The sequence below is a fragment of the uncultured Propionibacterium sp. genome, assembly GCF_963539965.1.
Taxonomy (GTDB): domain Bacteria; phylum Actinomycetota; class Actinomycetes; order Propionibacteriales; family Propionibacteriaceae; genus Propionibacterium.
Genome location: NZ_CAUTOU010000046.1, coordinates 1 through 18352 on the forward strand (window position 1 = coordinate 1; position 18352 = coordinate 18352).

Consider the following 18352-nt stretch of genomic DNA (forward strand, 5'->3'; position numbering starts at 1 on the left):
GAGAATGCTGAGCTCGGCGGAACCCCAGTGGTTCCAGATCGCGTCCATGCTGGTGATGGCGGGCAGGGACTGGCTGCTCTCACCGGCGGTCTCGAAACCCTTGAGGATCGGGTCGGTGACGTCGGCCGCCGCGGACTTCAGTGCGGGCAGGCGCCCGCCCTTCTCCTGCAGGATCTTCTGCGCCTCGTCACCGGCCATGTAGTCGAGGAACTGGTTGGCCAGCAGCGCGTTCTTGGAATGCGACGACATGTAGACGCCCTGCACCCCGACGAACGGGGCGGACGGCTGGCCGCCCGCGGATGGCACGGGGAGCACCGAGATGTCGAGCCCGGCCTTGGTGAATTCACCCGTCCACCAGGGGCCGGTGATGATGTAGGGCGACTTCCCGTCGAGGAAGGCCTGCTTGGCCTGGTCCCCGCCGATCGACTCGGACAGCACGCCCTCGTCGGTGAGTTTCTTGATGTAGGTGGCGAACTTCTCGCCGGCCTCGCCCTTCATGCCGATCTCGGTGGTGTCGGGCTTGAACAGCGGGGCCCCGAAGGAGCTCTGCACCGGGTACAGGTGGTAGGCGTCGCCCTTGTCGCCCTGCTGGATCAGCACGGGATGCTCCGGGGTGAGCTGCTTGCCCTGGGCGATGAGCTCGTCGAAGGTGGCGGGGGTTTCCTTGGCGAGATTGTTGTTGCGCACCAGGGCGATGTTCTCCACCGCGTAGGGAACGCCGTAGAGGGTCCCGTCGCTGGTGAAGGCCTTCTTGGCGGCATCGGAGAAACCGTCTGCCTTGTCGCCGAGCTCGACGGGCGCGACGACGCCGTTCTTGACCAGGCTGCCGACCCAGTCATTCGCGCCGACGATCAGATCGGGGCCGGCCCCGGAGGGTGCCTGGGCGATGAAGTCCGTCCGGACGTCGTCGGTCGGTTTCTGCACCACATCCAGCTTGATTCCGGTGGACTTCTGGAAGGATTCACCGATGGCGTTGAATCCCTCGATACGGGTCTCATCGGTCCACAGGGTGAGGGTTCCGGAGGCCTGGGAGGCGTTTGCGCCCCCCCCCGATGGGTCGGCCGAGGTACCGTTGTTCGCGGAGCCGCAGGCGGTCAGGGCGAATGCCAGACCGGTGGCCGCCAAGGCGAGCAGGCGCGTACGCATGTGGTTCTCCTGTTCCAGGGCGGCATCGGTGCCGGCCCTTTGGTTCTGCTGCGGAACACGTTAACAAAGAAAACGCATCTTTGCAGCAACTTTTCACAAATTCCCGGCCACGATTTGATAACGTTCCGCACACAGGCTGACCAACGGAGGTGCTGATGAGCACGCGACCGCGTATGTCGGACCTGGCTGCCAACGCCGGCGTATCCGTCTCGACGGTCTCCCGGGTCCTCAACGGCAAGCCCGGGATTCGGGAGGACACGCGCCGAGCGGTACTGCAGGCCATGGCCGATCTCGGCTACAACCGCGAAAAATTGCAGCAACGCACCGGAGTGGTCGGGGTGATCGTCCCGGAACTGTTCAACCCGTCCTTCCCCGCTTTCGCGGAACGCCTGGACGCCATGTTCCGGCCCACCCATCACACGGTGATCACAGCAGCCGGCCCCCTGGGGGCGAACGAGGCCACCTGCATCGCCACGCTCCTGGAGCTGGGGATCGACGGAGTGGTCTCCATATCGGGCGCTGCCGCCGACACCGAGGCCGACCTCATCCCCTACCAGCGACTGGCCGAGGCCGGGGTGCCGACGATCTTCATCAACGGTCACACCACGAAACTCACCTCGGCGTTCGTGAACTGCTCCGACGCCGAGGCCGTTTCGGCCTCGGTCGCACACCTGAGGTCGCTGGGGCACGAACGCATCGGACTCGCCGTCGGTCCGGCACGTTTCCTGCCCACCCAGCGCAAGTCGTCGGCCTTCCTGGAGCTCGGTTTCGGGAAGGAGAGCATCGAGCGCACCATCTTCACCGCGGAGGGCGGCCGGGTGGCGGCCGCCAAGCTGTTAGACGCGGGACACACGGCCATCGTCTGCGGCTCCGATCTGATGGCGCTCGGAGTGATCCGTGAGGCCCATTCCCGCGACCTCCGGGTTCCCGGTGACCTGTCCGTGATCGGCTTCGACGACTCCCCGCTGATGGCGTTCACGGACCCGGCGCTGACCACCGTGCGCCAACCCGTCCACGCCATGTGCGAGGCCGCCGTCTCAGGCCTGGCGCGGGCGATGGACGGCAACTCCCCGGACGGCACCGAACTGACGTTCCGACCCGACCTGATCATTCGTCAATCGACAGGACCGAAGGCATGACAGACAACCACGAATGGTGGCGTTCCGCCGTCATCTACCAGATCTATCCCCGATCCTTCGCCGACAGCGACGGCGACGGATACGGCGACCTGCCGGGTGCGATCTCGAAACTGCCCTACCTCAGGGAACTGGGCGTGGACGCGGTGTGGCTGAGTCCGTTCTACCGCTCCCCCATGGCCGACGCCGGCTACGACGTCGCCGACTACCTGCAGGTCGATCCACTGTTCGGCACCACGCCCGACGCCCATCGTCTGATCGAGGAGGCCCACGCGCTGGGGTTGAGGGTGTTCATCGACCTGGTGCCGAACCACACCTCGGACGCCCACGAATGGTTCCGGGCCGCGGTCGCGGCCGAACCCGGAGCCCCGGAACGGGAGCGCTACCTGTTCCGTGACGGCAGGGGCACGGATGGCGAGCTGCCTCCGAACAACTGGCGGTCGTTGTTCGGAGGGGAGGGCTGGTCGCGGCTGTCACGCCCCGACGGCACCCCGGAGCAGTGGTACCTCCATCTGTTCGACGTCCACCAACCCGACCTCGACTGGGACTCGGACCTGGTCAGGGACGGCTTCGACGACGTCCTGCGTCACTGGCTCGACCTCGGCGTCGACGGTTTCCGTGTGGACGTGGCGCACTCCCTCGTGAAGGCCGAGGGCCTGCCCGACACCGATGAGCACGCCAGGCAGAGCAACTTCAATCTGGGTCCGATGTGGGACCAGGACGGCGTGCACGAGGTGTACCGTCGCTGGCGCAGGGTTCTGGAGGAGTACGACGGCGACCGGGTGCTGGTGGCCGAGGCGTGGGTTCCGGACCCGGAACGCCTGGCCCGCTACGTCCGCGCGGACGAGATGCACCAGGCGTTCAACTTCGACTTCCTGTCCTCCGCGTGGGACGCTGCCAGCTACCGCCGGGTGATCACGGAGACGATGGCCGCGAACACTGCCGTCGGGGCCCCGACCACCTGGGTGCTCAGCAACCACGATGTGGTCAGGCATGCCACCCGCCTGGCCCGGGAGGACACCACCGACACCGAGGGCATCGCCGCGGCAGACCCGCAGCCAGAGGTCGCACTCGGGCTCAGGCGCGCCCGGGCGGCGACGCTGATGATGCTGGCGCTGCCCGGGTCGGCGTACCTGTACCAGGGCGAGGAACTGGGGCTGCCGGAACACACCACCGTTCCCGACGACCTACGTCAGGACCCGATCTGGTTCCGTTCCGGACGCCACCAGGTGGGACGCGACGGCTGCCGTATCCCGTTGCCGTGGGTCGGCGACGCGCCCGGCGCGGGTTTCTCCCCGACCGGCAGGACGTGGCTGCCGCAGCCGGAGTCCTACGCATCGCTGGCGGCCGACCGGCAGATCGGGGTACCGGGTTCGACCTGGAGCATGTACCACGACGCCCTGCGGCTGCGTCGCGAGTTCGGGCTGGGGGCGGGCGAGCTCACCTGGGTGGACGCGGACGAGCACGTCGTCGCCTTCGACAATGGAGAGGTACGGGTGCTGGTGAACGTGGCAGGCGACCCGGTGCCGCTACCGGCGGCTGAGGTGCTGCTGGCCAGCACCGAACTGTCGGGAGAACTTCCCACCGACGCGGCCGTGTGGCTCCGCCGCTGAGACACCCACATCGCACGGTGCCGTGACTGGGGCGGCTGTTCGACTGCCGGCGGCGGTTCCGACACGGGCCGCTCGTTCCTCGCGACCCGGCTCAACCGGCTTCGGAGGTGCGGAAGGCCTGACCCCGGGCTGGGTCAGGCCTTCCGTCGGCTGTTGTTCAGCGGTAGGGCAGGGCTAGGCGGGTGCGTGCCTGGAAACGTCCGTGGTGGACCGCACCCGACGGGTCGGCCGTGAAGATGCGGGCCGCCTCCTGGGTCTCACCGAGACGGCGCAGGAGCTCCGACAGCCGTTCCGCCTGCGCGGTCAGCGACTCGATCTGCTCCTCGAGGACCAGGATGCGCCGGATCCCCTCCAGGTTGATTCCCTCGTTCTGGCTCAGGTGTTGGATGTGACGGAGTTTCACGACGTCCTTCAGCGAGTAGCGGCGTCCCCTTCCCCGTGACCGCTGTGGAACGACCAGTCCGAGCCGGTCGTAGCCGCGCAGGGTCTGTGGGTGCATGTCCGCCAACTGCGCGGCCACCGATACCGGGAACACCGGGGCCGCGGGGTCGAAGGCCTGAGGCAGGTTCTTGCCCATGTCAGGTCCCGAACAACGCAGCCCGCGGGTCTTCCTGACCCGCCTTCTCGACATACTCCTGCAGCGCACTGCGGGCGGCATCACTGAGGTGCTCCGGCACCTTCACCTGGATGGTGACGAGCAGGTCGCCCATGGTGCCGTCCTTGCGGCGCACCCCCTTGCCACGGACCCTGAGGGTACGGCCGTTCGGGGTGTTCGGCGGCACGCGCAGCTTCACCCTGGTGCCCTGCAGCGTCGGGATCTGGATGTCGGCCCCCAGCGACGCCTCCGCGAAGGTGACGGGCACCTCGATGGTCAGGTTGTTGCCCTGCTGCCCGAACAACCTGTGCGGGGCGACATGCACGGTGACGTAGAGATCACCCGCCGCACCGCCGTTCTGACCGGCCACCCCCTTGCCCTTGATACGGATCCTCTGCCCGTCGGTGACTCCGGCGGGGATCCGGACGTTGACGGTGTTCGTGGATTTCCCACGGCCCGAGCCGTCACACGCCGGGCAGGGCTCCTCGACCAGCAACCCCCGGCCACGGCACTCCGTGCAGGGTTCACTCATCGAGAACACGCCACCCGATGTGGAACTGCGCATCCCGGACCCCTCGCACGCGGGGCACACGGTCGGCAGCGTGCCGGGTTTGGCCCCCGTCCCCCGGCAGGCGCTGCACGCCTCGTCGGACATGGTGCGCATCGCGACGGTGGTGCCCTCGACCGCCTGCTCGAAGGCCAGTTTCACCTCTCCCTCGATGTCAGCGCCGCGGCGCGGGCCCCGCTGGGAACCACGCCTCGAACCACCCGATCCGCCACCGAAAAGGTTGCCGAACAGGTCGCCGAAACCACCCTGGGCCCCCCCCGCGTTGCGGAACAGGTCCTCGAACCCGGTGTTTCCATCCCCCGACCCGCTGCGCCCGAAACGTACCCCGGCGCCGCCGAACAGGCTGCGCGCCTCGTCGTACTCCTCGCTTCTCCGGGTTGGAGAGAATCGTGTTGGCCTCGGACGCCTCCTTGAAACGGGCCTCGGCAACCTTGTCCCCGGGATTGGCGTCGGGATGGTTGTCCCGGGCGATCTTCCGGAAAGCCTTCCTGATCTCCTCGGCGCTCGCCTTCTTGTCCACGCCGAGAACCTTGTAATAGTCCTTCTCTATCCAGTCCTTGGTGCTCACTCATCGCCTCTCATCTGCGGTGGGACCGACGCACTGCCGCCAGGTCCCGTCCGCGGCTCAGTCCTGCCTCGGATTGGCGACGGCGACACGCGCCGGCCGGATCACGCGGTCCCTCAGCTGGTAGCCCGGCTGGATGACCTGCGAGAGCGTGGTCACGGTGACCTTCTCCTCGAGAGGTACCTCCATCAGGGCCTCGTGGTGGGTCGGGTCGAAGGGATCGCCGACAGTTCCGAAGACGACCAGGCCGTGCTTGGCCGCCACCTTCTCGAGCTCGTCGGCAACCATCTTGAAACCGCCGTCCAGGTCTCCGTGGGACTTGGCCAGCTGGATCGCGTCGAGCACCGGCATCAGATCGGCCACGACTGCCTCGACCCCCAGCTGCCGGGCCAGCGCCCGGTCGCGGTCCACACGTTTCTTGTAGTTGACGTACTCGGCCTGGAGACGTTGCAGGTCGGCGGTTCGCTCCGCCGCGACGGTCTTCCAGTCGGGCTCCTGCCCGGGTGTCTCGTCGTCCTCCCTGCCTCTGCGGGCCTCAGGGGCCCCGGCCGTCTCACCCTCGGCGAGAGCCGAGGCGGTTGACTCGGCAACCGCCTCGGCCTGCGCCACTACCTCATCGGGGGTGGGCTGCTCACTCACTTGGGTTCCTCGTCGTCCACGATCTCGGCGTCGACGACGTCATCCTGGGCGTCGCCCTCGGCCTTGGAGGCCTCCCCCTCGGAGGCCTCCGCCTTGGCCTGGGCCGCGGCGTACATGGCCTGTCCCATCGCGGCGGCCTTGGTGTTGAGGTCGTCAACGGCGGCCTTGACCGCGTCATTGTCGTCGCCCTTGAGGGCCTCCTTCAGCTTGTCGACGGCCTCGACGACCGGGGCCTTGATCTCCTCGCCGATGCTGTCGGCGTTCTCGTTCAACAGCTTCTCGGTACGGAACACCAGGGCATCGCCCTCGTTTCGCATGTCGACACTCTCGCGGCGCTTGCGGTCCTCCTCGGCGTGGCTCTCGGCCTCGCGCACCATGCGGTCGATGTCCTCCTTGGCCAGCGCGGAACCACCGGTGACGGTCATCGACTGTTCCTTGCCGGTGGCCAGATCCTTGGCATGGACGTGAACGATGCCGTTGGCGTCGATGTCGAAGGTGACCTCGATCTGTGGGACCGAGCGCGGCGCGGGCAGCAATCCCGTCAGCTCGAAGTTGCCGAGCGACTTGTTGTCGCGGGCGAACTCGCGCTCGCCCTGGTAGACCTGGATCATCACCGACGGCTGGTTGTCCTCGGCGGTGGTGAAGATCTCCGAGCGCTTGGTCGGGATCGTGGTGTTGCGCTCGATCATGCGCGTCATGACGCCGCCTCGGGTCTCGATGCCGAGGCTCAGCGGCGTGACGTCGAGCAGCAGCACGTCCTTGACCTCGCCCTTCAGCACGCCGGCCTGCAGGCTGGCGCCCATGGCCACGACCTCGTCGGGGTTCACCGACTGGTTCGGGTCCTTGCCGCCGGCGAGCTCCTTGACCAGGTCGCGCACGGCGGGCATACGGGTGGAGCCGCCGACCAGGATGATCTGGTCGATGCCGTTGACGCCGGTGCCGCCGTCCTTGAGCACGGAGCGGAAGGGCTCGCGGCAGCGGTCCAGGAGGTCCTGCGTCAGGCGCTGGAACTCGGCGCGGGTGAGCGTCTCCTCCAAGTGCAGCGGGCCGGCCTGGTTGGCCGTGATGTACGGGATGTTGATGTTGGTGCTGGTGGCCTGCGACAGCTCGATCTTGGCCTTCTCGGCAGCCTCCTGGAGGCGCTGCTTGGCCATCTTGTCGTTGGCCAGGTCGACGCCGTTCTTGTTCTTGAACTGCTCGACGAGCCAGTCGACGATGCGCTGGTCCCAGTCGTCGCCGCCCAGACGGGCGTCGCCCTTGGTGGCCCTCACCTCGAAGACGCCGTCGGAGATGTCCAGCAGCGAGACGTCGAAGGTGCCGCCGCCGAGGTCGAAGACGAGGACCGTCTGCTCCTGGTCGGCCTTGTCGAGACCGTAGGCCAGGGCAGCGGCGGTGGGCTCGTTGATGATGCGGTCGACGGTGAGACCCGCGATCTCGCCGGCCTCCTTGGTGGCCTGGCGCTCGGCGTCGCCGAAGTAGGCGGGGACGGTGATGACGGCATTGGTGACGTCCTCGCCCAGGTAGGCCTCGGCATCGCGCTTCAGCTTCTGCAGCACGTAGGCGCTGACCTGCTGGGGACGGTAGGTCTTGCCGTCGACCTCGGTGGTCCAGCTGGTGCCCATGTGCCGCTTGACCGAGCGGATGGTGCGCTCGGGATTGGTGACGGCCTGACGCTTCGCGACGTCACCGACCAGGACCTCGCCGTTCTTGGCGAAGGCGACGACCGACGGGGTGGTGCGAGCGCCCTCGGCGTTCTGGATGACGGTGGGCTCGCCGCCCTCGAGAACGGCGATGACCGAGTTGGTGGTGCCGAGGTCGATACCTACTGCACGAGCCATTGTTGTTCCTCCACTAGTGGGACGGCCTGCGCCGCCCTCCTCCGACGAGGCCCCGCCCCTCAGGACGTGGACCCCGATGTATGTTGAATTGTCCGGGCCGGCTGCGCAGGGTGCTGTTCGCACCCGGCCCGCAAGCCTTGTCCGCTCTCGCGATGCACGCCCTTGGGCGGCACATCATTGAGTGTAGCGCACTCAACCCGGTGCATTGAGTCCAATTGGCTCAACCGTCGTGACGACGGTGTTATTCCGGAGGGCGGCAGAACCGCCCGGCCCCGGCGGGATCCGCGGGGCCCCGGCGGGATCCGCGGGGCTCACCAGAGCCAGTCGGGCCCGTCGGAGTGGGCGCCGGGGCGGTGCAGCACGGCGTGGTCGATGCGGACGCGGATGTCCCGGCCTTCGACACGGCCCCAGCCGTCGACGACGAGACTGTGCCCGTGGTGCACCGGCGCCGGCCAGACGAGGGTGACGAGAGGGCTCTCGGCGATGCGGCGCAGGCCGGCCGGGTGCGGGGCCTCGACGACGAGCTCGACGCCGCCGTCCGTGCTCTCGGCGCGGGCGTCGACGGTGAGCACGCGCGACCAGCCGCCGGCCCGCGGCGTCACCATGATGGCCGGGCCGAAGCGGGCCAGCACGGCGATCAGGGCCTCGTCGGGGACGGGAATGCTCACCATGACCTCCTGCTCCGGCGCCGTCTCGTCCGGGCGCCGTCTCATTCGGGCACCGCCTTGCTCGGGCACCGCGACCGCATGCCACGATATCGAGCGCGGATGCGTCGCGGTACCGGCCGCGACCCGGGCGGAAGGCATGTCATGACGGATCCCTGGCGTCTGTACGACCGGCTCATCGGCGAAGTGCCCTCGGACGTCACGGTGACAAGGGCTCTGGTGAACCGCTGGGCGGTGGTCGGCACCGACGCCGGGACGATGGGCGTCGCCATGACCTGCCATGGCGGCCCGCAGCTGCCCGAGCCGGCGATCGTCGGAGCCGGACTGCAGGATGTGGCCGCGCTCGCGACGAGCTGGGACCTGCGGCTGGCGAGCCTGGGCGTAGCGGCCCTCAACGCCTGGTACGCCCAGCCCGCGCAGCTGGCGGGCCTGCCCGGCCTGGTCTGGGACGAGCAGGCCGACTGCGCCACGCGACTGGTGCCGGCACTGGCCGCCCGGCCGAGCGCGGTCGTCGGGCACTTCCCCTTCACCGAGCGGCTGACCGGACGGACCGTCGTCCTGGAGCGCCGGCCTCGCGGGGACGACCTGCCCGATCCGGCCTGCGAGTACGAGCTGCCCGGCCGCGAGCTCGTCGCGATCACGGGCTCCGCGCTGACGAACAAGACCCTGCCCAGGCTGCTCGCGCTCTGCGCCGGCGCGCGGGTGCACCTGGTCGGCCCGAGCGCGCCCCCGGCCCCCGAGGCCTACCCCGCTTGCGTCCGGGAGTTCGATGGGGCGGTCGTCGTCGACCCCGACCGCTGCTTCCAGGACGCCGGGATGGGCGCACGCCGTCTCACCGCCTCGCCCGCGCTGCGCAGATTCGCCCTGCCGGTCTCCTGATCCTCTGATCCTCCCACTCATCCTGCGGCCCTCCCACTCATCCTGCGGTTCTTGTCAGCAGGATCACCCGCCCTGCGTTTTCCCTCACCCTGCGGTTCTCGTGAAATGACGAGCGGAAACCGCAGGATCAGGCCCTCGGAGAGGGATCATCGTCGTTTCGTCATGCGGTTCTGTGGCATGACTCACGAGAACCGCAAAGAACGACTCACGAGAACCGCAGGGAACGCTGGCGGGAAGTGCGACAGCGAGGGCAACGAGTTGCCTCGCCAACCCAGCCCTTGCGGCGAAGCACCGAAGCGATCTGCCCTGCGACGTCACAGGGTCGCTCGACCACATCGGCCCAACCGTAACGAAGCGTCTCAACGCCAAGCTGAGCGGCGCTGGCATTGTCGCGCTCCATGTCACGGAACCGACGGCCCCTGTGATAACGCTCGCCGTCCAGCTCGACCACGAGCTCGTACCACGGCCAATAGCAGTCGAATCGAACGGACGCAACCGACACCTGCCGCAGTGGGCGCACGAGACGGTGGGCTTTCACCACGTTCTTCGCGAAACGAAGTTCCAATGGGCTGTCGACCCCCACCAGATCAGTGCACAGCTCCGTGATCAGCTTCCGATGACTCACTCGAGCCCGGCCGTCCATGGCCTCGAGAAGGCGCTCTTGAGTCGTCACCCGGGAGCGCATGACCTGCCCCAGGACATCAATGACCTCCCCCTGCGAGGCGTCCCGAGCGAAATCAAGAATGCTGTCCTCCGGGCAGGTGCGTGCCAAGTGCCCGTGAGCGGGACGCGAGCCCTCGCGGAAGACGACGCCCGGACAGCTTGCCCGCCTGGCCGTATGGGCACGCCAGACGAGGATCGAGTCGGGCTCGTCGCTGAGCGCCCCGTCCAGATGGAGAGCAGCGGCCCCGCCGATCACGGCATCGCCATGGCAGCACAGCACCCCCGCCCAGGCCCGGGACTGCCAGGTGGGCTCCTTGATGCAGTAGACACCGCGGGCAAGAGTCACCCAGCCACGTGCGAGGCCGCGCGTCTCCTCGGGGCTGAGCCCGGCCGCAAGGCACTGCCCGCGGGTGAGGCACCCGCCCTGTGCGCGGGCGAGGGACATGAGGCGGGCAGATGGGATGGCTCGGCGTCGCATGCACGTACTGTGTCCCGGACGGGCCCTCGTCGATCAGACGGACAGCACCCTGTGCACAGCTCCGGCGCCTGCAAGTCCCCCGACCTCTCCGGCTCCCAGCGAGTCCATCGCCCTGCGTTGTCGGCATTGCCGGCGACTCTCCGCGCGCTCGTCCTCCGGTTCTCGTGAAAAGACGCACGAGAACCGCAGGACGAACGCTGCCGGAGGCCGGGACGGCGTGTCAGCGGCGCCAGGCGCCCCGGGCGTGCTGCGGGGCCCACGGGGCGACCGCGTTCGGCAGGCCCAGCTCGTGGGCGGCGCGCAGCGGCCAGTTGGTGTCGCGCAGGGCCGCCCGGCCGAGGTCGACGGCGTCGGCGCTGCCCTCGGCGAGGATCCGCTCGGCCTGGGCCGGGTCGTCGATGAGGCCGACGGCGACGGTCGGGACACCGGCCTCGCGGCGGATCCTCTCGGCGAGGGGCACCTGGTAGCCGGGCGCGATCCGGATGTCGGCGCCGGGCAGGCCGCCGGAGGAGGCGTCGATCGCGTCCACGCCGATCTCCTTGAGGGCCGCGGCGAGCCTCACCGAGTCCTCGGGCGTGAAGCCCGCGGCGTTCCAGTCGCTGCAGGTCAGGCGCACGAGGACCGGCTTGTCGACGGGGAAGACCGCACGGACGGCCCTGGCCACCTCGCGGACCAGGCGGGTGCGCCCCTCGAAGTCGCCGCCCCAACGGTCGGTGCGGCGGTTCGTCAGCGGGGAGTAGAACTCGTGCAGCAGATAGCCGTGGGCGCCGTGGATCTCGACGGCGTCCAGACCGGCCGCATCGGCGCGCCGGGCCGCATCGGCGAAATCGGAGATCACCCGGGCGATGCCGTCCTCGTCCAGACCATTGACGCGCACCGTCGAACCGTCCAGGGCCGTCAGCTCGCCGTCATGGGGCCCGACGGGCTCCCAGCCGCCCTGCGAGGCCGGCACGACGCCCTCAGCCACGCCGGGCCACCACTGACTCGTGCTGGCCTTGAAGCCCGCATGACCGAGCTGAACCCCGAAAGCGGCGCCATGGGCGTGGACGAAGCCCGCGATGCGGGTCCAGGCGGGCACCTGGGCGTCGTCCCACAGGCCGAGGTCGAAGGGCGAGATGCGCCCGGCGGCCTGCACGCCGCTGGCCTCGGCGATGATCAGGCCGAAACCGCCGATCGCCAGCGAGCCGTAGTGGACGAGATGGTAGGTGTTCGGCACGCCGTCGCGGGTCTCCACCGAGTACTGGCACATCGGCGGCACCCAGGCGCGGTTGCGCGCGGTCAGGCCGCGCAGCGTGAGCGGCTCGAACAGGAGTGGACGATCGTCGGCCATGGGGCCTCCCCTTCCATATCGGCTTCGCATGAACCCGTTCCGCGAGCATTGTGCCAAGTACCGGAGGAGGTCGGTAGGGCGCTGACCCGGCATTTCAGCGCAGGGCGCAAAACCTGGCCGACGCCCCCGGCCGGAGCCCGCCGCCGGTACCGCGCCCCTCAGTGGTGGAAGGCCGTGGGCCGGCCCGCTTCGTGGGGCAGCGGGCCGTCGAGCCGGTCGAGGTAGGCGACCTCGGCGCGCAGATCGTCGAGGAAGGCCTCGGCCAGATCGCGGCTGAAGCCGTTGCGCACGACGACGCGCTGCACCGTCAGGCCGGTCAGGTCGGCGGGCATGGGGTAGGCCGGCACCAGCCAGCCCCTCATGCGCAGCCGATCGGACAGGTCGTAGAGGTCCCATCTGTCCGTGCGGCCGGGGCGCAGCCGCCAGGCGAACACCGGGATGTCGGAGCCGTCGTTCCACAGCTCGAAGGCCGGCATCTCGGCGATCCTGCCGGACAGGTGCAGGGCGACGTCGTGCGAGGCCTCCTGCACGCGGCGGTAGCCGTCGAAGCCGAGCCTCAGGAAGAGGTAGTACTGCAGGAGCACCTGCGCGCCGGGGCGGGAGAAGTTGAGCGCGAAGGTGGGCATGTCCCCGCCCAGATAGCTCACCGTGAAGACCAAGTCCTCGGGCAGCAGTTCCTCGTCGCGCCAGACCACCCAGCCGAGCCCGGGGTAGACCAGCCCGTACTTGTGCCCGGAGGTGTTGATGGACGCCACCCGGCCCGTGCGGAAGTCCCACTCCAGATCGGGGTGGATGAAGGGCGCGACCATGGCCCCCGAGGCGCCGTCCACGTGGATGGGGACGTCGAGACCGGTGCGCTCCTGAATGCGGTCGAGCGCCGCGGCGATCCGTCCCACCGGCTCGTACATGCCGGTGTAGGTGACGCCCATGATCGCCACGACGCCGATGGTGTTCTCGTCGACGCAGTCCTCCAGCCCGTACCCGTCAAGCACCTTGTGGTCCTCGCTGATCGGCACGAGGCGCGGCTCGACCTCCCAGTAGTTGCAGAACTTCTCCCAGCACACCTGCACGGCGCTCGACATCACGAGATTGGGTCTGTCGGCGGGCTTCCCGGAGGCCCGACGGGCGTGCTGCCAGCGGCGCTTGAGGGCCAGGCCGGCCAGCATGCAGGCCTCCGAGGAGCCGATCGTCGAGGTGCCGATCGCCCGCGCCGGGTCCGGGGCGTGCCACAGGCCGGCGAGCATCCGCCAGCAGCGGCTCTCGATCTCGGCGGTGCGGGGGTACTCGTCCTTGTCGATCATGTTCTTGTCGGCGGCCTCCAGGTAGAGGCGGTTCGCGTGCTCGTCCATCCACGTGCCGACGAAGGTGGCGAGGTTGAGCCTGGCGTTGCCGTCGAGCATCGCCTCATCGTGCACGACCTGGTAGGCGGTCTCGGGCAGGCTCTGCCCCTCGGGGAGGGCGTACCGGGGCAGCTCGGTGGACTCGCCGGGACGGGTGAACAGGGGGTTGAGCTCGCCGGCGCCCAGATCTCGGACTGGCGAACGGCGCGGTGCGGGTCGTACTGGCATGTCAGGACCTCCTCGGTTGGGTGACCACACCCGCCAGTGTCCACCAACGGGCCGCTGCGCGTCACGGTCGGCGCGCGCCGGGGGTCCGGCGGGCGCCGAGCCGTTGGCGCCGGATGGTTCACTGGACCCATGAGCGAAGACCCCCGGATCACCGGCATCCACCACGTCGGGATCACCGTGAGCGACCTCGGGCACAGCCTGTCCTGGTACACGCGGGTGCTGGGCTTCACCGAAGTGACGCGCTTCACCATCGGGCCCATGAGCAAGGCGATGGTTCGCCTGGGCCCCGTGGCGCTCAGCCTGGTCAGTCATGGCGCCGCGGCAGTGGGCGGGCTCTTCGACGAGCACCGCGCCGGGCTCGATCATCTGAGCCTCGCAGTGCCCGACCCGGACGGGCTGAGGGCCTGGGCGGCCCGACTCGACGAGGCCGGGGTGGAGCACAGCGGCGTCGTCAAGGGCGCGACGGGTTCGCTCATCGCCTTCCGCGACCCGGACAACATCGCGCTGGAGCTCTACACGCTCGGCTGACCGCCGCGCCGTGCCCGGCCCGTGCCCCCGTGGGCCGGACGCGCAGGACCCGTGCCGTGTCCGCACCGGCCGGGCACTCCAGGGGGTGCGGACGGGCCCGCCCGGTTCACCGCCCGACCCCCGTCGCACCGCGACGGGCCGGCGTGCGATACTCGGAACCGCACAACGCAACAGCCGCCGGAGCGACAGGAAGCCGGGCAGAGCCGGCACGGTCGCGCCACTGTGCACACCCCTCGGGGGTGGGAGTCAGGAACTGCGCTTCGGCAGGCCCTTTCAACGACGGGACGCACGATCCCGAGAAAGGAATGACTTCATGCACATCGCTGAAGGCGTTCTCCCACCCGTCCAATGCGCCATCTGGTACGCGGCGGCGGCCCCGTTCGTCGTCCACGGCGCCCACCGGGTCGTCAAGGAGGTCAGGGAGCACCCCGAGAACAAGCTCCTGCTGGCCACTGCCGGGGCCTGCACCTTCCTGCTCAGCTCGATCAAACTGCCGAGCGTCACCGGCTCCAGCTCGCACCCCACCGGCACCGGGGTGGGGGCGATCCTGTTCAAGCCGCCGGTCATGGCGTTCATGGGGGTCATCGTTCTGATCTTCCAGGCGCTGCTGCTCGCCCACGGCGGCATCACCACGCTCGGCGCCAACACCTTCTCGATGGCCATCGCCGGCCCGTGGATCGGCTACTGGGCCTACCGGCTCACCAGGAGACTGCACGGCCCGAACGCCCTGGCGATCTTCCTGTGCATGGCGCTCAGCGACCTGGCCACCTACTGCGTGACCAGCTTCCAGCTCGCCTTCGCCTTCCCGGACGCCTCCAGCGGCGTGTTCGGCGCGGCAGGGAAGTTCCTGGGCATCTTCGCGATCTCGCAGGTCCCGCTGTCCATCATGGAGGGCTTCCTCGGCATCCTGCTGTTCCGCTTCCTCGCGAGGGTCGCGGCCCCGCAGCTGGCCGGTCTCGGCCTGGACGTCGCCGGCGGTTCCGGCACAGGGGCCCCCGCGGGGACGTCCGGCGCCGCCGAGAAGGAGGACGCCAATGTCTGAGACGACCCCGGCCAGGACCAGCACCCCGACCGACTCGAGGAAGAGGTGGGTGAACTGGGCGCTGCTCGGCGCGGTCGTCCTGATCTTCCTCGTCTCGCTCATCATCGGCAACAGGATGGCCTCCGGTTCGGACGAGGCCTTCGGCGGCACGGACGACGCGGCCACCGAGGCGGCCGAGCAGGCCGGCGCCGAGCCCTGGTTCAAGCCGCTGTTCGAACCGGCCGGCGAGGTCGAGTCCGGCCTGTTCGCCATCCAGGCGGCCATCGGCTCGGGCATCATCTTCTTCTGCCTGGGCCGCATGAGCGGCAGGCGGGCCGCCGCGAAGCAGGCCGCCGCCGAGGACGGCTCGTCCGATGCCGCCAAGGTGGCCGCCGCCGAGGACGCGGCGGACCACGCGCTCGACCGGCCGGCAGCTGCCGATGAGTGATCACTCGCACCACATCAATGCGCTCGACGACGCCGCCTGGGACTCGCCTTGGCGGCGCCGCCGCGTCGGCGAGAAGGTGCTGTGCTCGCTGGGGCTGGTGCTCACCGCGCTGATGGCCCCCACCTGGCCGGGCGCCGTCCTGGTCTCCGTGGCCGCCATCGCCCTCATCCTCGGCTCGGCGCGCATCCACCTGCACGTCCTGGCCGAGGCGATGACCGGCCCGATCGTCTTCCTCGTCCTGGGCGCCGTCTCGGTGCTCCTCTCGGTGGGCCAGTCCCCCGCCGACGCCTGGTGGCGCCTCGGCGCGCTGAGCATCGGCCCCGCCTCGTGCAGGCAGGCCGTACGCCTGTTCGCGCACGGCCTGTCGGGCACGCTGGCCGTGATGGTGCTGGCCACCACCACCCCGATGGTCGACCTGCTCACCTGGCTGCGCCGCTTCCACGTGCCCGAGCCGCTGCTGGAGATCGCGAACCTGACCTACCGCCTGCTGTTCGTCATCCTCGACACGATGCTCACCGTCCTGGAGGCCCAGCGCTGTCGGCTCGGCGACAACCCGGTCGGCCCCATGCGCGGCATGCGCCGCCGCTGGGAGAACACCGCCGCGGCGATCGGCTCCATCGGCGTGCTCGCCTGGGATCGAGCCGGCCGCCTCAGCGAGGGCATGAGCCACCGCGGTTTCGAGACCACGCTGGCCACGCTGCCCGTCGAGCGGGCCGCCTCGCCCCGTTTCGTCGTCATCGCCCTCGCCGTCGTGGCGGCGATCTGGGCGCTCAGTCTGGGGGTCACCGCACCATGACCGTGCTTCTCCAGGCAGACCGCATCGTCGCAGGTCACCCCGGCCGGCCGAGGGTGCTGGACGGCATCGGCCTGCGCATCGAGCAGGGGACCCGCCTGGCGCTGCTCGGCGCCAACGGCTCGGGCAAGACGACGCTGATGAGCGTCCTGGCCGGCTCGCTCAGGCCCGAGTCGGGCCGGGTGCTGCGCTCCGGCGAGCCGCTGGAGTGGTCGCGCAAGGGCCTGCGCGAGCACCGCCGCCACGTGCAGATGGTGCTGCAGGACCCCGACGCTCAGCTGTTCAGCGCCGACGTGGCCCAGGACGTCTCGTTCGGCCCGATGAACCTCGGCCTGCCCGTCGGGCAGGTGCGCGAGCGCGTGGCCGAGTCACTGCGGCTGCTCGGTGCCGACCACCTGGCCGAGCGCGCCACGCATCACCTGTCCTACGGCGAGCGCAAGCGCGTCGCGACGGCCGGCGCGGTGGCGATGCGCCCCGACCTGCTGCTCCTGGACGAGCCGACGGCCGGCCTCGACCCGGCGGGCGTGCGCCGGATGCGCGAGGCGCTCGACCGGCTCGCCGCGGCGGGTACGACGATCCTCATGGCCACCCACGACGTGGCGCTGGCCCTGGACTGGGCCGACGAGGCCGCGGTGGTCTGCGACGCGCACGTGCGCCAGGGTCCGGCCGACGAGCTGCTGGCCGACGCCGGGCTCGTCGAGCGGGCCCACCTGGAGACCCCGTGGCCGCTCGCCCTGGCGGCGGCCCTGGGGCTGCCGGGCAGACCCCGTAACCTTGATCAGGCGATCGCCATGCTCACCGGCGCGGGCACACGCGGCGAGGGCGCATCGGCGGGGAAGGACCGATGAACATCACGCTGCAGCCCGGCACCGTCGCCCTCGTCGGCGGTGGCCCCGGCGACCCCGATCTCATCACCGTCGCCGGGCTCAAGGCCATCCGGCAGGCCGACGTCGTGCTCTACGACCGACTGGCTCCCGCAGAGGTCCTCGACGAGGCCCCGGCCGGCGCCGAGCGCGTCCCGGTCGGCAAGGTCCCCCAGGGCGCGTACGTGCCCCAGGAGGAGATCAACCGGCTGCTGGTGAGCCATGCCAGGGAGGGCAGGAGGGTCGTGCGCCTCAAGGGCGGCGACTGCTTCGTCTTCGGCCGTGGAGGCGAGGAGTGGCAGGCGTGCGCCGAGGCCGGCGTGCCGGTGCGGGTCGTACCGGGCGTCACCTCGTCCACCTCGGGCCCGGCGCTCGCCGGCATCCCCCTGACCCACCGTCATCTGGTGCAGGGTTTCACGGTGGTCTCGGGGCACGTCTCGCCGAACGACCCGCGCTCCGAGGTGCCCTGGCGCGAGCTGGCCCGTACCCGGACGACGCTGGTGATCCTCATGGGCGTGGCACACCTGCGCGACATCGCCCCCGAACTGATGGCCGGCGGCCTGGACCCGGCCACGCCCGTCGGGATCGTCTCGAACGCCAGCCTGCCGAGCCAGGACTCGTGGACGACCACCCTGGGCGAGGCCGCCGCCGCCATGGAGGCCCGTCGGGTGCGCCCCCCGTCCCTGGTCGTCGTCGGCGAGCTAGCGGCGATCGACCTGGACCACCCGGGGGACCGCGAACCCAGCGACCACTGAGCGCCGGCATCGGGCGTGGCAGACTTCGAGGCGTGTTCGACATCCCCGCCATCGCCGCCGGACTGCCCGTCGGGGAGCAGGCGCGCCCGCTGGCGCTGGCCGCCGAGTCGGCCGGGGCGCGGATGATCGTCACCGCCCCGGCCGGCTCGGGCAAGACGACCGTCGTGCCCGCCGTCATGGCCAATGCCCGCGAGGCGCTGGGCGGCGGGCGGGAGCGCGTCATCATCACCCAGCCGCGGCGCATGGCGGCCCGCGCGGCGG

General features: G+C 70.0%; 18 protein-coding genes and 1 pseudogene. 10 read left to right on the forward strand and 9 right to left on the reverse strand.

What is annotated here, in order from left to right; all coding sequences use genetic code 11:
* Positions 1-1146: maltose ABC transporter substrate-binding protein (locus R2N01_RS08215; RefSeq protein WP_316670208.1), on the reverse strand; the 1146-nt coding region annotated here is incomplete at its 3' end.
* Between the two features lie 155 nt (positions 1147-1301).
* On the opposite strand from R2N01_RS08215, the gene R2N01_RS08220 reads away from it, so the two are divergent.
* Both R2N01_RS08220 and R2N01_RS08225 read left to right on the forward strand, forming a co-directional pair.
* The gene (locus tag R2N01_RS08220) at positions 1302-2285 is read left to right on the forward strand and encodes a LacI family DNA-binding transcriptional regulator (RefSeq protein ID WP_316670209.1); all 984 of its coding nucleotides are present in this window, start codon (positions 1302-1304) and stop codon (positions 2283-2285) included.
* Positions 2282-3895, forward strand: a complete 1614-nt coding sequence (locus R2N01_RS08225; protein ID WP_316670211.1) for an alpha-amylase family glycosyl hydrolase — start codon at positions 2282-2284, stop codon at positions 3893-3895. Before R2N01_RS08220 ends, R2N01_RS08225 begins: the two co-directional genes overlap by 4 nt.
* A 157-nt stretch (positions 3896-4052) precedes the next feature.
* On the opposite strand, the gene R2N01_RS08230 is transcribed toward R2N01_RS08225, so the two are convergent.
* From R2N01_RS08230 to R2N01_RS08250, 5 genes and pseudogenes are all read right to left on the reverse strand, one after another.
* Positions 4053-4472 (reverse strand): heat shock protein transcriptional repressor HspR, encoded by a 420-nt coding sequence (locus R2N01_RS08230; protein ID WP_316670213.1) that lies wholly within the window; start codon positions 4470-4472, stop codon positions 4053-4055.
* Between the two features lies 1 nt (position 4473).
* Positions 4474-5626 (reverse strand): annotated as a pseudogene (dnaJ, locus tag R2N01_RS08235) (molecular chaperone DnaJ).
* Positions 5627-5683: 57 nt separating this feature from the next.
* Positions 5684-6262, reverse strand: coding sequence for a nucleotide exchange factor GrpE (gene grpE, locus R2N01_RS08240; RefSeq protein ID WP_316670214.1), 579 nt, complete (start codon positions 6260-6262; stop codon positions 5684-5686).
* Positions 6259-8100, reverse strand: a complete 1842-nt coding sequence (gene dnaK, locus R2N01_RS08245; protein ID WP_316670216.1) for a molecular chaperone DnaK — start codon at positions 8098-8100, stop codon at positions 6259-6261. The genes grpE and dnaK overlap by 4 nt, the downstream gene beginning before the upstream one ends.
* Positions 8101-8411: 311 nt before the next feature.
* The gene (locus R2N01_RS08250; protein ID WP_316670217.1) at positions 8412-8813 is read right to left on the reverse strand and encodes a hypothetical protein; all 402 of its coding nucleotides are present in this window, start codon (positions 8811-8813) and stop codon (positions 8412-8414) included.
* 96 nt (positions 8814-8909) lie between these two features.
* Here R2N01_RS08250 and R2N01_RS08255 point away from each other — a divergent pair, with 96 nt between their 5' ends.
* The gene (locus R2N01_RS08255) at positions 8910-9644 is read left to right on the forward strand and encodes a Rossmann-like domain-containing protein (RefSeq protein ID WP_316670220.1); all 735 of its coding nucleotides are present in this window, start codon (positions 8910-8912) and stop codon (positions 9642-9644) included.
* 205 nt (positions 9645-9849) lie between these two features.
* Here R2N01_RS08255 and R2N01_RS08260 read toward each other — a convergent pair whose 3' ends face one another.
* From R2N01_RS08260 to R2N01_RS08270, 3 genes are all read right to left on the reverse strand, one after another.
* Positions 9850-10752: a DUF559 domain-containing protein gene (locus R2N01_RS08260; protein WP_316670221.1), complete on the reverse strand. Its 903-nt coding sequence runs from the start codon at positions 10750-10752 to the stop codon at positions 9850-9852.
* 253 nt (positions 10753-11005) lie between these two features.
* A complete protein-coding gene (locus R2N01_RS08265; protein ID WP_316670222.1) occupies positions 11006-12115 on the reverse strand; it encodes an NADH:flavin oxidoreductase/NADH oxidase in 1110 nt (369 codons plus the stop codon).
* Positions 12116-12273: 158 nt separating this feature from the next.
* Positions 12274-13683 carry a glutamate decarboxylase gene (locus R2N01_RS08270; RefSeq protein WP_316670223.1) on the reverse strand — a complete coding sequence of 470 codons (1410 nt, stop codon included), beginning with the start codon at positions 13681-13683 and terminating at the stop codon, positions 12274-12276.
* 129 nt (positions 13684-13812) lie between these two features.
* Between R2N01_RS08270 and R2N01_RS08275 the strand changes: the two genes are divergently transcribed.
* From R2N01_RS08275 to R2N01_RS08305, 7 genes are all read left to right on the forward strand, one after another.
* On the forward strand, positions 13813-14211 hold the full coding sequence (locus R2N01_RS08275; RefSeq protein WP_316670224.1) for a VOC family protein: 399 nt from the start codon (positions 13813-13815) through the stop codon (positions 14209-14211).
* Positions 14212-14524: 313 nt separating this feature from the next.
* Positions 14525-15253, forward strand: a complete 729-nt coding sequence (locus R2N01_RS08280) for an energy-coupling factor ABC transporter permease (protein ID WP_316670226.1) — start codon at positions 14525-14527, stop codon at positions 15251-15253.
* A complete protein-coding gene (locus tag R2N01_RS08285; RefSeq protein ID WP_316670227.1) occupies positions 15246-15680 on the forward strand; it encodes an energy-coupling factor ABC transporter substrate-binding protein in 435 nt (144 codons plus the stop codon). The genes R2N01_RS08280 and R2N01_RS08285 overlap by 8 nt, the downstream gene beginning before the upstream one ends.
* A complete protein-coding gene (cbiQ, locus tag R2N01_RS08290) occupies positions 15673-16476 on the forward strand; it encodes a cobalt ECF transporter T component CbiQ (protein WP_316670229.1) in 804 nt (267 codons plus the stop codon). Before R2N01_RS08285 ends, cbiQ begins: the two co-directional genes overlap by 8 nt.
* Positions 16473-17321 (forward strand): ATP-binding cassette domain-containing protein, encoded by an 849-nt coding sequence (locus tag R2N01_RS08295; protein WP_316670231.1) that lies wholly within the window; start codon positions 16473-16475, stop codon positions 17319-17321. The genes cbiQ and R2N01_RS08295 overlap by 4 nt, the downstream gene beginning before the upstream one ends.
* Complete coding sequence (gene cobA, locus R2N01_RS08300; RefSeq protein ID WP_316670233.1) at positions 17318-18091, forward strand: uroporphyrinogen-III C-methyltransferase; 774 nt, start codon at positions 17318-17320, stop codon at positions 18089-18091. The genes R2N01_RS08295 and cobA overlap by 4 nt, the downstream gene beginning before the upstream one ends.
* A 32-nt stretch (positions 18092-18123) precedes the next feature.
* Positions 18124-18352, forward strand: a 229-nt coding sequence (locus tag R2N01_RS08305; protein WP_316670234.1) for a hypothetical protein, incomplete at its 3' end; no start/stop codon positions are given.